Below are 14,148 nucleotides of genomic sequence, written 5' to 3'. Positions count from 1 at the left end.
CGACAACCGGCAGACTCACGGGGCCACCGCCTTTTGCCCGCGATAAAGCAGGGTCAGCACGAGCGAAGCCGCCCCGATGCAAGCTGCTGTGCCCAGCATTGCCGGGTAGGAAAATTGGTCGGCGATCAGGCCCATCACAAAAGCTCCCGAAGAGGTTCCGAAATCGGCCGCGGCAATGAACCAACCGATTGAATAGCCGCGAACCTGCTCCGGAACGACAAAAGTAATGTAAGTCATGAGCGTCGGGTACAGCAAAGACAACGCCAGCCCGTTAAAAACCGCAGCGGCAAGCAGTACAGGCGTGGAAACCGATAGCGACAGCAGTGCCGGCGATAGCGTAAAGCAGCCGATGAGCGCAACGAGCAGCCATTTCGGAAACGATTCGGAGGAAGGAACGTATTTCCGTCCAAAAAAACGGATCACGATCAGTACCGCCGTTTCCGTCAGAAAATAGAGCGGAGCCGAGTGTATCCCCCTGCCCTCCAAATATAAAGGCAGGAATGTGGGCGCCACACTGAACACAATCGACGCCAGAAGCATGACGAGCGATGGAAACACAAGCGCCCTGTTCGCTCTCCTTTTACCGCTGCCGGCTTGGAGAGCGGCCTCTGCCTGCCGCTGTGATTCCACCTGCGGCCCCATTGTCCGGTACAGCCGGAAACCCATGATAATATTGACCAAGCCCATACAGGCGAACAACAGCAGCATGGACGTCATCGATACCTCATTTTTCATAAATAAAACCAATGCGGGCACGAATGTATAAGGCAGCATGGACGAAAGCGAAAGCAAAGAAAGCCCCTGTCCCCTCACTTTGTCGGACAGAAGATCGATAATGAGCAGGTGAATCGTCATGGAAAAAAAAGCGAGTATCGCACCTTGTAGAGCTCTCATGACGGCAAACGCCCACAAGGTCTCGAACGTGTAGCTGCCCAGCACGATGGCATTCAGCACTAACGCTGCCAAAAATATTTTTTTCGAGCCAAAACGATCGACAACAGCGCCCGCAACCGGACGTAAAAACATGGAGACGAACATATAGGCCCCCATAATGATGCCGATTTCCGAACGGCCCGCGCCAAGCGCCTGCGAAAAAAACGGCAGCGCAATGATCAGCATATGGTTTGTCGCATAAAACAGAAAGGCAACTGCATACAGCCACACGGCCCGGTTACTGAAGGGATTTTCTTTGAATCCCGTTTGTTTCAATTCAGGTTGTTTCAATTCCGTTCGACTCCTATTCGCTGCTGGTAACTGCCGACAATCTGGAATTCCAAAGCATTTTCGTATATTCGTTGGCAGGATTCGACAAAATTTGCTCCACAGCCGCTCTCCCCTGCGGAATCCCCGATTGTCATATGTAAATTTCGATAATGATTATCATAATCATCGAAATCGATTCTATAACAAAACGTGTCCATATTACAAGAGTTTTCTGTTTTCGATAAACAAAACGCAAAAAAGAGCGACCTGGAAGCAGAATTTTCCGCTTCGGCGGCGCCCTCTTTTGACTGTTCTACGAAAACAGGCTGAGAAATCCCTAGCCTCGTGCTCTCTCCTCTTAGTTTGCCTCTACTTCATTCCTTACGGCAGCTTCCATATGCCTTGAATGGCGGACACGTCTGCCGTGGCGCCCATGTGCGGAAGCTGGTACATATCTTCGAGCGTACGCAGTACGTTCAAATGCGTGATTCGCTGATCGTACTTCGCGTTCTTGATCATCGGGCCAACCATAATCGTCGGAATATGATTATCTTTGGAGGAATCGTCTTCATCCCAGGTGAGAATGAGCATGCTGTTGTTGGTTTTGGCCCATTGCACATAGCCGTCGAGATGCTTTTTCAACCAATCGTCCGCTGCCTGGATCGTGCCGTCATGCATGTCATGATCCAAGTTCGGGATGACGAACGAGACGGTCGGCAGTTTGCTGTAATCGGCGGGAAAGCTTTCCAGCGGCATGTTGGCCTCTTTGGGCACGTTGGAAAAGTTCACCCAAGGGCTGTGTTTTCGCCCGTACTGCTTGTGCGTGCATGCCGTTGAACCGACGGAAGGCAGATCTTCCGAGTAGCCTCCGAATGTGTAATTGGCCTGAAGCAGCTCGCTGGCGAGGTTAGGCGTCTTGAAGGTATGGCCGCAAGAATCGTCCTTAACCCCCTGATTGGAGCCGGAAAAGAGAACCAAATAATTCGGCTGGCTCGGATGTGCGACAGCATAAGATTGGGTGAAAAAAGCCCCCTGCTCGGCCAACGAGTTGATATAAGGCGCGGACGTATTCCCCAGCAGCTTTTCATAGGAGTGGTTCTCTTCGACCACGATCACAACGTGGTCCGGCTTAGCCGCGGCCGCACCTTGGGCCGGTGGAGCCGTGGGCTGCGCAGGCTGAGCAGATGCCGTGGGCTGCGCCGGTTTGACCGGCTGCGGCGTGTTCGCCGGAGCAGCCGTCGCCGTTTGCTCCGGCGCCGTAGCGGCAGGCGCGGATTGCCCGCCCTTTCCGGCTCCGGCGGGGGAACAGCCGGCGAGCAGCAGGATAGCCGACAGCAGCCAACAAATAGCTTTCATCTCAATAGGGCCTCCGTTCTTGATTTACATTTTGGAAGAATGGGAAGGTTGATCGTTCGCTCCCAGGAAAGGGAAGCATTTTCGATAAAGCTTTAAAATGAACTGTGCCACAGGCTCGAGAAGGCGTTCCGCGCGAATCACGGCGAATGCCGCCAACAGAGCTATGACGGCGCCGCCGGCAATGTCCGCGGGGTAATGGACGCCGACAAATATCCGGCCCAAGCCGATCACAACCGCCAACGCCAGCAGGCCGATGCCCCACCTCCGGTTGGTGCGCCATATGGCAAAAGCAAGTGAAAACGAGGCCAGCGCATGATCGCTCGGAAACGAAGAATCGGCCGCATGCGGGATTAACGAATGCACCGCGGCATCAGCCATAAAAGGGCGCGGATGTGAATATACGGTGCCGATGATTTGCCCGAACAATAAGGCCAGCATTGCCGTAAACAAAGCAAAAATCGTCGATTTTTGACTCCCTTTCAACCAATATACAATTAGCAGCGCGGCCACAAGCCAATGCGCATTTTGCGAAAATACGGCCGCAAACGTATCGAGCGCGGGAAATCGCCCCGTCAGCCCGTAAATCATTTTAAAAATCGCGTCGTTCATGATGGTTCCCTGCTTTCTTTATAAAACGTAATGGTGATCGTCGTGCCTTCATTTTCGACGCTGGAAATGAGAATTTGGCCCTGGTACAAGTCTACCAGCTTTTGCGCAATCGACAGTCCGAGCCCGGTCCCTCCCTGTTCGCGGCTTCTCGCTTTATCCACCCGGTAAAACCGGTCGAATACGCGGGGCAGTTCGTCTTGCGGTATGCCGATGCCATGATCTTTGACGCTGAGATGTACGGCGCTTTTGCTTACGGTTCCTTGAACAAGCACCGATTTGACATCGGTGGAATATTTGACCGCATTGTCGAGCAGTATGAGCAAAATTTGCTCTACATGCAGCGCCGCGACAGGCAATCTCACATCTGCGAGCTCCTCCGCTTCAACTTTAAAAGCAAAATCCGGATATAAAGCCGCAAAACTGTTAACCGTATGAAGAACGACCGGCTGCAGCAGGGCAGTTTCCGGTTGAACTGTCAATCTGTTCGTTTCCGCTTTCGTTAAAGCCAGCAATTCCTGAACGATCCCTTTTAAACGGCGGACTTCCTGAAGCGACGCTTGCAAAGATTCGTCCAAAATCGCGGGGTCCTGCTTGCCCCATCTGTTTAGAAGCGACAAATGGCCTTCCAGAATCGTAACCGGTGTCCGTAATTCGTGCGATGCGTCCTCGACAAACTGCTTTTGTTGATTAAAGGATTGTTCCAACTCACTCATTAATTCGTTGAACATTTGCGCCAGCTTGGAGAACTCGTCCCCGTTCCCGGAGTGATTCACCCGTTCGTGCAGACCTTTTTTCTTGACGTTTCTAATGGCCGCCGCCAACGCCGCGACAGGCCGCATGAATTGTCCGGCTAGCATAAAACCGCCGATTCCGCTTATGAGAAATGCCAATAACCCGCCGATCACCATAACCCAGACCAAACCTTTGTTAAAATGATCGAAAGTTTCAAGATGATTGGAAATTTCTATCGTTCCTTGAAAATGGCTTGTCAGCAGCGGCTTTCGATATACCAGCACGTGATCGTCGTTGATTTTCAACTCCAGCCTTTCCGGGACGGCCGCGCTTTGGGGAACAATCCAGTCCGGACTGAACTTGTCCGTTAACGATATGACCGGATTCGCATTGCGGTCGAGGATCCGGATCATCTGATTGTTTTCCAGCAAATTTTCAATAAAAGGAGCCGCATCCTTTACGGTTGCATCGTTCAATTCCGCTTTTCTTTCTTCAAAATAACTGTCCAGCTGCGACATGGATTGCTGCATAAAGCCTTTTTCCTGAGCGAGCATCCAGTTGTTCAATACAAGGTACTGGGCAAAGTTATAGCTGCCGAATAACAAAAAGATGAGCAGCGTCGACCACAAGCTCAGCTTCCATTTGACCGGCAACCGGGAGAACCGCTGCCGGATCCGCTGAATGACAGAAGGGTGTCCGAAAATGTTCATCGCATTACGTATCCCAGGCCGCGGACGGATTGTATGAAGCTATCCGCTTTATTTTCATCGAGCTTGTTCCTTAAATACCTGACGTACACGTCAACGACATTCGTTTCTACCATCGTGTCATGTCCCCATACTTTGTCGAGCAGCATGTCCCGCGTCAGCACCAGATTCGGGTGCCGCAGGAACATGACCAGCAAATCGAATTCCCTTTTCGTCAGCTCGACCGGCTGCTGCGCTTTGCTAACCGTTCTGGCATCCAGATCGACGCAAATGTCGCGAAACGACAACATGGAATGCAGGCCGCTATCCCCTGCCTCCGCTCTGCGCCATACGGCCCGCATTCTTGCGAGCAGCTCTTCGATCGCGAACGGTTTGGGCACGTAATCGTCGGCCCCGCTGTCCAAACCGGATACTCTGTCGACTACGGTGTCTCTGGCCGTCAGCATGATGATCGGCGTTCGTTTGACCGTGCGGATGCGCCGGCACACTTCGATTCCACTCAGTCTGGGAAGCATAATATCAAGCAAAATCAAGTCCCACTCCTCTTGCAGCGCCAGCTCCAACCCGCTCTGCCCGTCATAAGCGGCCTGGACATGGAACGATTCATGCTGCAGTTCGAGCTCGATGAACCGAACCAAATTTTTTTCGTCTTCTATCAGCAAAATCCGTTTCATTGCAGTCTCCTTTGATCTCCGCCCTCATCACTATAATGCAAATAGATGAAAATATGATGAGAAACCGGCTCTGATATTTTGATGAACGGCCGATCGTTTTATGCAAAAAAACCCCAAGCGGCCTGGGGCGTTCATGTTATAATCTGTATACTGCAACCATAAATCGCATAAAGGTGGTCTAATTATCGATGGCTTTCGGAATTACAAAAGAAGAGCTGCGGCGCTGGAAAGAAGCCGTGAGCCGCGGAGAAATCGCCTATCTTACCCACTATTGGCTGGACGACCGGTTTGCCGGCATTCGCACGGTTACGAAGGTCGGCTGCTCCGATCTGGACCGTTTGGCCAGGTGGTGCTCAGCCTACGATTTAGACCCCCGCTACATTCACAACAGGCCTCCTTATCCCCATTTCGACCTGATAGGTCCGAGGCAAAAGGAAATTTTGCAGCTGGAGAACAAGTGGGATCACATCGCAAGATTCAAATTGTGATTCCCCTCCCGGCTTTTCCGCCGCAGCTACGCTTTGTTTTCAAACCAGCCGTGTACAAAATTCAGCGCTTCCTCCTCATCCTTGCCTTTGGTCAGAAGACGAACCGTCGTACCCGATTTAATAGGCAGCAGCAGCATGCCCAGCAAGCTCTTGACATCGACCGTATGCTCGGTGTTGTCCGTTTGAAAAGTAAGCGTTATATCTGAAGCAAAATGGTTGGATATCGTCGATATTTCGGTCAGGTCATTGCGCTCCATGTCCGAATGGATCATAAATTCATGTACTCTCATTGTCTGCAACCCGCGCCTTCTCATAAAAATTTGTTTCCAATATATTCGATTATACGGAATTAATCTTGTACTTCAAGCATTGTCTTCCGGGAAATATTTTGCTACAATAAACAGAACATACATTCTCATTCCTTGGAAGGAGAGGCCGTTTTGAACAGACGCCGCGTCCAATATGAATCCGTTTCATGCAAAACCGTGCTGAATGAAGTGAAAGCTTCTTCCATGCCCTTTGACTGGTCGATCAATCCTTACCGCGGCTGCCAGCATGGGTGCAGCTTTTGCTATGCGCGTTCCACGCATGCTTTTTTGGGCAAAGAAACCGACGATACGTTTCAAAACCATATCTTTTTGAAGTCCAACGCTGCGGAGGCGCTTGACAAACAATTGGCCCGGCTGGCCCGACAAAACGGCGGAGCCGGCAGCCTTATCGCGATCGGCACAGCGACAGATCCGTACCAGCAAATCGAAGGCAAAGCGATGCTGACGCGGGCTTGTCTGGAAGTGCTGGCGAAGTACGATTTTCCGGTAAGCATTACGACCCGCTCCCCCTTGATTCTCAGGGATCTCGATTTACTGAAATCCGTGCCGATCGTTTCCGTTAATATCAGTTTGAACACATTGGATCATGCCATTTGGAAAAACATGGAGCCCTCGACCCCTTCGCCCGCCAAACGGCTGGAAACCGTCCGGCAGTTAGTTGAAGCGGGAATTCCCGCGGGCATCTTCATGGCCCCTATTCTTCCTTTGCTGACAGACCGGGCAAGCGATATCGAAGCGCTGATCCGCAGCGCAGCATTGCATCAAGCGAAGTTTGTCATGCCCTCGTATTTGCGGCTCAGCACTTCCGAAGTCAAAGTGTGGTTTTTTCAAACTTTGCAGAACCGCTATCCCGATTTGGTGCCGCAATACGGCAAGCTTTACAGCGAGTCCTCCTCTCTTCCGAAATCGTACAGGGAGCCGAAAATACAGCTCGTTCAAGCTTTATTGCACAAGTACGGTTTAGGCAATCAAGAACCCCGTTATTCTGCAGCGGCAGCCATCCCTCCCCGCAGAAACGGCGGGCAGCCTCCGGTTCCCGAGCAGCTCTCCTTTTCTTTTGCGGATTAGGCCGGGCAAAATACATAAAAACAGGCTCCGAAGAGAATTATGACAGTAGGTCAACAAACAAGACTGCATCCAACAAGAGGAGTGAGACTAAATTGCCGCTTAAACGAATGTGCGTCTTTCTGACGGCGCTGCTCATTTTTTTCGGACAGGCCGCAACCATTCATGCGGATGGTACGTACCATTTCGGTTTTAAGAAAAGCAAAAACGGTTCCATGCCTTCCATCGATGAAGAAGGATTTAAACCGCTTTTACAAAAATATGGAGCTGTTTTTACCGGGGATACTTCGAAAAAAGAGCTTTTTCTGACTTTCGATAACGGCTACGAAAATGGGAATACTCCGAGAATTCTCAATGTTTTGAAAGAAAAACAAGTGCCCGCCATTTTCTTTGTTACAGGCCATTTTATTGAAACCCAGACCGAGCTGCTGAAGCGAATGGTCGACGAAGGGCATATCGTCGGAAATCATTCCTGGGGGCACCCCGATATGAGCCAAATTTCCGCAGCCCAAATCGAGAAAGAACTGACTAAAGTGCAAACGGAAGTACAGGCACGGACCGGCCAAAAAGAGATGAAATATTTGCGGGCGCCAAGAGGCATTTTTAACGAACGGTCCCTTGCGGAAAGCAAAAAGCTGGGGTATATTAACGTGTTTTGGTCGATCGCCTACAAAGATTGGGACACCCGCAATCAAAAAGGCTGGCGGTTCGCTTACGACAGCGTCATGTCGCAGCTGCATCCCGGTTCCGTCATTCTGCTCCATTCCGTCTCCAAAGATAACGCCGAGGCGCTTGCCAAAATTATTGACGACGCCCGCCAGCAAGGCTATGAATTCAAAAGCATGGATCAAATGAGCATCCATTTCCCGTAAATTTCGCCACCCATCGCGGCCGTACTGACGATGCAAAACAGCGCCGGTGGTCGACCGACCGCCGTCATGCGGCGCAACACCGCGCGCTGGGAGCTGCGCGCGGTGCGAACCTTTTGCTTCGGCAATACGGCTTTTTGCCGTCCTCACCCCCAGGCAGCCGCCGTCTTTTCCATACTCAGGCCGTTCAGAAACCGGCAAGCCGGAGCTGGTCGCACAATCTGCCCGACTGCGCAAAGAAAACCTGCAAAAGTGCAGGTTTTTGCTCGATGGATATGCTCGCCACGAAAAATTCCTGCACAATCGCAGGCTTTTCGCCAAAATGGACCATTTTCATGGAAAAAACCTGCACTTTCGCAGGTTTTTTCCATGCCAAACCGCCTTGCGCCCCCTCACTTCAGCGCCGCAACCCGTGCGGAAAGGTATGGGTTACGGAAGAGCGGCTGCGCTCCTCCGACGAAGTTACTTTTGTGCAAACCCCTAGCCCGTTGCTTCCTCGCCGTTCAGCCGCAGCTCGAACTGTTCGTCCCGGTCGCACAACAGCACGCCGTCCTTGACGTCAAGCCTCGCGACCTGAATGGACGTTCTTCTTTCCCGGTACGTTCGCTCGGGCTCGATGCGGCCGTCCGCCTCTATACGCTCCGGATGCGTAAAGTAAAAAATGTACGCCTCGTCGCCCTGGACGACTACGTCCGCATGCAGCCCGATAACCCGATCGTCTTCCCGGGTTCCGGGCTTGTCGAGAATAAGGCCATTGCGCTCCCAGTGCATCAAATCGCCGGATTTGTAAACGCCCTGCCCTCTCCACTCGTCGACGTTCATCCAATAGGCGTCTTTAAAACGGAACACATTGGGCCCTTCGTGCGGCCGTCCCGTGATGACGGGTCCGACTACAGTCCAATGGTACAAATCCGGGCTATCCGCCGCATAGGTTGCCGATTGATTCGCCTCGTCCTTGTACCACATCCGGAAACGCCCGTCCGGCAGCGGGTACACGCAAACATCGATGACGCGGTCGGAGCTGAGCGGCAGGACAGAGCGGAACGTCCATTCGATCAAGTTCTCGCTCGTATAGTGCGCGATGCTGCGGCTATGGCCGGGCCAGTTATCCGGCACTCCCCGGATGTAGCTGACGTACATATGATAAACGCCCTCGTGCCAATAAATTTCCGGCGCCCAAAACGTATTGCGGCCCCATTCGAAATTGAGCCCCTCCAGCGTTCCCCTGTACAGCCACGAAGCACCTCCGTCCGCAGAAGAAGCTACGCCGAGGTCGGTGCCGTGAATCCAGGCATAATCCTTCCCCTCCGCCGAAGCCCTACGGTTCGTGTACATCATCCACCATTCCTTCGTTTGCCGGTTCCAAATAAGTACCGGATCAGCAGCCCCGTCATAGATCGGATCGCGAAATAAAGGTGCTTTCATCTGCGTTAGTGCCCTCTTTTCATCGTTTTTATGATTAGCTTAACCTTTGACCGCTCCCCCGACAATACCCTTTACGATTTGCTTTTGCATAACGATAAAGAAAATAAAGATCGGGATCAGGGCAATGACCGTCAACGTCATGAACATCGGCCAGTTGACCGAAAATTCGCCCTTCGCTTTGTAAATTTGCAGGACGAGGGTAGCCTTGCTCTGCGAATTGAGAAACAGCATCGGAGCCAAAAAATCATTCCAGATCCACATCGTCTGATAAATGATGCTCGTCACCGTAATCGGCTTAAGCAGCGGCAAAATGATGCGCCAGAAAATGCCCCAAACGCTGCACCCGTCAATGATCGCCGCCTCCGTCAGCTCGCGGGGAATCGTCTTCATGTAGCCCATCATCAAAAAGAAGACGAACACCGAACCGCCCATATAAAGCAAAATCAGCCCGGACAGCTTGTCGGTAAGAAGGAAGCTCGTCATCAGCTCGAACAAAGGAATAAGCGTCGTCTGGAACGGGATCAGAAATCCCGCCAGCAAATACGTGGTGATCCATTTGTTCAGCCGGTTCGGATTAAAAACGACCGGATACGCCGCCATAGCTCCGATCAGCACCATCAGCAGGACGGAAATGACCGTCAAAATCAGGCTGTTCTCAAAGCTGCGCAGCAGCGGCGTTTCTTTAAAAACTTTCACATAATTGGTGAAATCCAGATGCGAAGGCAGGCTCATCGGGCTGCGGGCCGTTTCCTGCGTGCTTTTCAACGTGTTGACGATGATCAGGTAGAACGGAAAAAATGTGATAAACCCTACCGGCAGCATCAAAATGTCGAGCAGCCACACTCTTTTGTTCGATGACGTCATTGGATTTTATCCTCCCGCTTTTGCATCCACGTCACCTGGATATAAGTCAGAACCAGAACGATGAGGAAGAAAATAATCGACATCGCCGAAGCGAGCCCGTAGTTCGTTTCCGAAATTCCGCGAAGCACGATCACTTGAGTAATCGTGTACGTCTCAAAACCCGGGCCACCCTTCGTCAGGGCAAACGGAATTTCAAACACTTTGAGCCCTCCGGTTAGCAAAAGCATGACGCTCACTGTCATGCCGGGAGCGAGCAGCGGCAGCGTAATGTCGCGGATTTGCCGCCAGCGGCCCGCCCCGTCGATAGCGGCGGCTTCGTAATAATCCTTCGGTATGGACTGCAAAAAGGCAAGGTACAGCACGGCGTGCCAGCCCGTTCCCGCCCATACCGAGACGACGACCGTGGACAGCTTCGCCAACAGCGGGTCGGACAGCCAAGGCTGCGGGCCCGCATGAAACAGTTTGCCCAGCACTGTATTCAGCACGCCGGACGAGATCGGGGCCAAAATAAATCCCCAAATGTAAGCCAAAAGCAGCCCGCTTGGAATGGAGGGAAAGAAAAAAATAGCTCTGTACACATTTTTCGATAAAAAGTTTTGATCCAGAATCAAGGCGAGCGGTATAGCCAGAATCGTAATCAGAACGGTAGTAGCAATCGCGTAAAAAAGCGTGTACGACAGTCCCGACACAATGGCGTCGTCGACAAAAATTTTCGTATAGTTTTTCAGCCCGATGAAGTTGAACGCTTTGGTGTAGCCGTTAAAATCGGTCAAGCTGAGGAAAAACGACTTGATCAACGGATAAATCGTAAACAACGTGTAGACAAACAAAATCGGCAGCAAAAAAACTTGATATTGAAACTGTCGGATGAATTTGACCACATCTGCCTCCTTTATTTCTTATCCATTTCTTTCATCTTCTTGTCGATCGATTTGGCGGCATCTTCCGGCGTGATTTTGCCTACGACCATGTCCTGGGTCGAAATCGTCATCTGGTTGCGCAGCGCCTCCTGATTGCGGGACCAGGAAACCATCGGCAAATAAAACTTGCCTTTCAATAAGCCTTCCTTGTACGCTTTCTCGATCGAAGGATGAACTTTGCTCTCGTATCCTTTTGCGGTAATGATCGCTCCGGTGCCTTCTTCGAACTTTTTCAAGCCTTCCGGCGAGGCCAAGTAAGCGATGAATTTCAAAGCTTCGTCTTTATGCTTCGTCTTGCTGTTCACGGCAAACCCGACGCCCGGCGCTCCGGCATAATAGTTGCCGCCCGGCTTCGGCCCGGGAATCGCCATCATGCTGTACTCCAGATTCGGATTCGCCTGTTGAATCGTATTGATGCTCCAGGGCCCGCCCGAGAACATGGCGACATTGCCCAAAGCAAATTCATTGACGATTTGATCGCCCGTCAAACCGATCATATCCGCCGTCAAAATTTTGTTGTCGAGCAGCCCTGTTTTGAAAGCCTTCAGCGGTTCGGTCCAGCCCTGCTCGAACGTTTTTTCGCCTTTGAATATTTTGGCGTCGAAGTCGGGGTCCGCATTCAGCGTCATATTGGCGTACAGTCCGTCGTGCAGCATCGTGACATCCTGCATATTGTCATAGATCGGGATAATGCCTGCGGCCTTCAGCTTCTTGCAAGCGGCGATGAATTCATCCCATGTCTGAGGCTCCTTCTCGATTCCCGCTTTTTTGAACAGCGCTTTGTTGTAAAACAAGCCCCCGACCCAGCCCGTTTGGGTAAAAGCGTATACTTTCCCGTTTTTGCTGAGCATCGGCTTGTTGCCGTCGAGCATCGTTTGGGTGAACGGCTGATCGGTCAAATCGAGCGCATAGCCGCCGTCAATAATTTCGTTGCGGTTCTCGGCGGCGATAATAAAGAGGTCGGTCGCGGAATCCGACAGCAGCATCGTCTGCAGCTTGGCGATATAATCTTTAACCGGCGGCGCGGTTTGGAAATCGAAGGAACTGTTCGGATTTTGCGCCATAAAGCCGTCGATGACCGGCTTCATCTCCTTCTCGTTGTTCCAGGACAAAATGCTCAGCTTCACCCCTTTTTCGGACCCTTTGGCCGCACTTCCCCCGCCGCTATCGGTTCCGGCTCCGGTCCCGCCGCCGCTGCTGCAGCCGGATGCCATTACGGACAGGCCCACTAGTCCCGTCATCGTCAATTTCCATGCTTTTTTCATAAGCTTTCATCCCCCGTTTGCAATGTTTGTAAGCACTTACAAATCGATTGTAACTCCCGGCACGGTCCGGATTGAATTCATATCGTTGCACGAATCGTTGCCAATTGTTGCACGCTTTCATTTTCATGCCTCCCGGCTTTCCGTGTATCTTGTCCGGTATTCCTTCGGCGTCAGCTCAAAATATTTTTTGAACGCACGGCTGAAATGGCTATCGTCCACAAAACCGGTACGCTCCGCAATGACGTTGTTTTTCCAGTTCGTCTCTATCAAAAGATGGGCCGCTTTCTCCATGCGGATTTTGGTGACGAAAGCCCAGTAATTCGTCTGGAACTGCTGCTTGAACATCCGGCTGAGCTGGTACTTGTCGATGCCGAACCGGTCCGCGACCGCAGTCAGCGAAAGATCCCCGTCGGCCCGGCATTCCACATATTCCTTGATCTCGCGGACGATGCGCTCCAGCCTGGAGGCTCCGTCGCAATCCGCGCAAATGACGGTGTCCAGCCTCTCCCGGAGCAAGCTTTCAAGCTCGTCGATCCGCTTGCAGCCTCTCAGCTCGGCGGCAGGCAGAGCCTGATGCGCGGAAGAGGCGAACGGTGTGCCGGAGAGCGCTTGAGCAGCGATCAAAAAATACCTGCCGCTTGCCTGGCAGGCGACGTCAGGCTCGACCCGCTCCTTGCGGAACCAGGCCAGCAGCTCCGTCAAATCGTTTCTCGCTTCCGCCGGCGTCAGCCCTCCCCGCGCTTTTTCCTCCAGCTTTTGCTCCAGGGCGCGCAGATGCTGTGAAGCGGATTCGCCGGCAAAACCGCGGCCGTCATAAACATGAACGGCGTTGGGCGCATAAAAGCTTAACCGGGCCGCTTGCCCGCTCTCGGCCAATCGGAGAGCCAGCTTCCCGGCGTCCGTCTCGATCGCGCTGCAGCCTATCGTAAGCGGGAGGTCTGGCTCCACCGCTTGCCACGCCCGCAGCGCCGCTTCGCCCAGCTCCCTGAGAGCCTCGGGGCTGAAACGCTTTTTCATCCCGATGCACACAACCGTTTTGCCGCCGGCCTGCACGGCATCGAACAGATGCAGCTGCCCTTCCGTCTCCGGGCCCGGCCGCCACCAATCCGCGACGGACACGGGCGCGCTGCAGGTCAACGTCCATACGGCATACTGGACAATGCCGAGCATTTGAAAGCGATCCTGCAGCATGGACAGCTCGCCGCCGGACAACGGAAGCTGCAGCTCCGCTTTTTCCAGGCAGCTTTTTATCGCCATGCGGGTTTCTGTGTAAATCTCCTGTACAAGCTCCCGGATGACGGCCTCCAATTGACGCGTATCCACGGGCTTCAGCAAATACTGCGAAACTTGCAGCCGCAGCGCATCCCTCGCATACTCGAAATGGTCGTAGGCGCTGAGGATGACGGTCTTCGGTTTTTTGCCCAGCGTTTGCAGCCGTTTCAGTGCGCCGATTCCGTCCAGCAGCGGCATGCGGATATCGATGAGCAGCAGATCGGGCTTGTAGCCCGCCGCACGGGAGGCCGCCTCTTCGCCGTCGTATACATGCATGACGTCGCTGATGCCGAGCGCCGCCCAATCCATCATTTTATCCAAAAAAGTGTGAAGCGACGTTTGATCGTCCGCAATCATCAGTTTCATTAGG

Annotated in this window: 15 protein-coding genes; 3 read left to right on the top strand and 12 right to left on the bottom strand. The window is 52.6% G+C overall.

Annotated features, from left to right (window positions below; genetic code table 11):
* Positions 1 to 15 precede the first annotated feature (15 nt).
* The 5 genes from cntE to AC6RNO_RS00780 form a co-directional block, all read right to left on the bottom strand.
* Positions 16 to 1,224, bottom strand: a complete 1,209-nt coding sequence (gene cntE, locus AC6RNO_RS00800) for a staphylopine family metallophore export MFS transporter CntE (protein ID WP_497104227.1) — start codon at positions 1,222 to 1,224, stop codon at positions 16 to 18.
* Positions 1,225 to 1,584: 360 nt separating this feature from the next.
* On the bottom strand, positions 1,585 to 2,559 hold the full coding sequence (locus AC6RNO_RS00795) for an alkaline phosphatase family protein (protein WP_497104226.1): 975 nt from the start codon (positions 2,557 to 2,559) through the stop codon (positions 1,585 to 1,587).
* Positions 2,560 to 2,583: 24 nt separating this feature from the next.
* Positions 2,584 to 3,168: a phosphatase PAP2 family protein gene (locus AC6RNO_RS00790; protein WP_497104225.1), complete on the bottom strand. Its 585-nt coding sequence runs from the start codon at positions 3,166 to 3,168 to the stop codon at positions 2,584 to 2,586.
* Positions 3,165 to 4,610, bottom strand: coding sequence for an ATP-binding protein (locus AC6RNO_RS00785; RefSeq protein WP_497104224.1), 1,446 nt, complete (start codon positions 4,608 to 4,610; stop codon positions 3,165 to 3,167). The genes AC6RNO_RS00790 and AC6RNO_RS00785 overlap by 4 nt, the downstream gene beginning before the upstream one ends.
* Positions 4,607 to 5,281: a response regulator gene (locus tag AC6RNO_RS00780; RefSeq protein ID WP_497104223.1), complete on the bottom strand. Its 675-nt coding sequence runs from the start codon at positions 5,279 to 5,281 to the stop codon at positions 4,607 to 4,609. The genes AC6RNO_RS00785 and AC6RNO_RS00780 overlap by 4 nt, the downstream gene beginning before the upstream one ends.
* Positions 5,282 to 5,469: 188 nt before the next feature.
* On the opposite strand from AC6RNO_RS00780, the gene AC6RNO_RS00775 reads away from it, so the two are divergent.
* Positions 5,470 to 5,769, top strand: coding sequence for a hypothetical protein (locus tag AC6RNO_RS00775; RefSeq protein ID WP_474680755.1), 300 nt, complete (start codon positions 5,470 to 5,472; stop codon positions 5,767 to 5,769).
* 26 nt (positions 5,770 to 5,795) lie between these two features.
* Here the strand turns inward: AC6RNO_RS00775 and AC6RNO_RS00770 are convergent, their stop codons facing one another.
* Positions 5,796 to 6,059, bottom strand: a complete 264-nt coding sequence (locus AC6RNO_RS00770) for an HPr family phosphocarrier protein (protein ID WP_474680754.1) — start codon at positions 6,057 to 6,059, stop codon at positions 5,796 to 5,798.
* Between the two features lie 150 nt (positions 6,060 to 6,209).
* Between AC6RNO_RS00770 and AC6RNO_RS00765 the strand changes: the two genes are divergently transcribed.
* Together AC6RNO_RS00765 and pdaA are read left to right on the top strand one after the other, a co-directional pair.
* Positions 6,210 to 7,166, top strand: a complete 957-nt coding sequence (locus tag AC6RNO_RS00765; protein WP_497104222.1) for a radical SAM protein — start codon at positions 6,210 to 6,212, stop codon at positions 7,164 to 7,166.
* Positions 7,167 to 7,273: 107 nt separating this feature from the next.
* Positions 7,274 to 8,035 carry a delta-lactam-biosynthetic de-N-acetylase gene (gene pdaA, locus AC6RNO_RS00760; RefSeq protein WP_474681036.1) on the top strand — a complete coding sequence of 254 codons (762 nt, stop codon included), beginning with the start codon at positions 7,274 to 7,276 and terminating at the stop codon, positions 8,033 to 8,035.
* A 184-nt stretch (positions 8,036 to 8,219) separates the two neighbouring features.
* Here the strand turns inward: pdaA and AC6RNO_RS00755 are convergent, their stop codons facing one another.
* The 6 genes from AC6RNO_RS00755 to AC6RNO_RS00730 form a co-directional block, all read right to left on the bottom strand.
* Complete coding sequence (locus AC6RNO_RS00755; protein ID WP_497104221.1) at positions 8,220 to 8,408, bottom strand: hypothetical protein; 189 nt, start codon at positions 8,406 to 8,408, stop codon at positions 8,220 to 8,222.
* Positions 8,409 to 8,512: 104 nt separating this feature from the next.
* A complete protein-coding gene (locus AC6RNO_RS00750; protein ID WP_497104220.1) occupies positions 8,513 to 9,457 on the bottom strand; it encodes a glycosyl hydrolase in 945 nt (314 codons plus the stop codon).
* 39 nt (positions 9,458 to 9,496) lie between these two features.
* Positions 9,497 to 10,321 carry an ABC transporter permease subunit gene (locus tag AC6RNO_RS00745; RefSeq protein ID WP_497104219.1) on the bottom strand — a complete coding sequence of 275 codons (825 nt, stop codon included), beginning with the start codon at positions 10,319 to 10,321 and terminating at the stop codon, positions 9,497 to 9,499.
* Positions 10,318 to 11,202: an ABC transporter permease subunit gene (locus AC6RNO_RS00740; protein WP_497104218.1), complete on the bottom strand. Its 885-nt coding sequence runs from the start codon at positions 11,200 to 11,202 to the stop codon at positions 10,318 to 10,320. Before AC6RNO_RS00740 ends, AC6RNO_RS00745 begins: the two co-directional genes overlap by 4 nt.
* A gap of 11 nt (positions 11,203 to 11,213) precedes the next feature.
* Positions 11,214 to 12,506 carry an extracellular solute-binding protein gene (locus AC6RNO_RS00735; protein ID WP_497104217.1) on the bottom strand — a complete coding sequence of 431 codons (1,293 nt, stop codon included), beginning with the start codon at positions 12,504 to 12,506 and terminating at the stop codon, positions 11,214 to 11,216.
* A 123-nt stretch (positions 12,507 to 12,629) separates the two neighbouring features.
* Positions 12,630 to 14,144, bottom strand: a complete 1,515-nt coding sequence (locus tag AC6RNO_RS00730; RefSeq protein WP_497104216.1) for a helix-turn-helix domain-containing protein — start codon at positions 14,142 to 14,144, stop codon at positions 12,630 to 12,632.
* Positions 14,145 to 14,148: the final 4 nt, after the last annotated feature.

Source organism: Paenibacillus sp. sgz302190 (genome assembly GCF_059820445.1).
The sequence above is the reverse complement of the archived record's forward strand: the minus strand, read 5'-3'. Positions and strand labels throughout refer to the sequence as shown.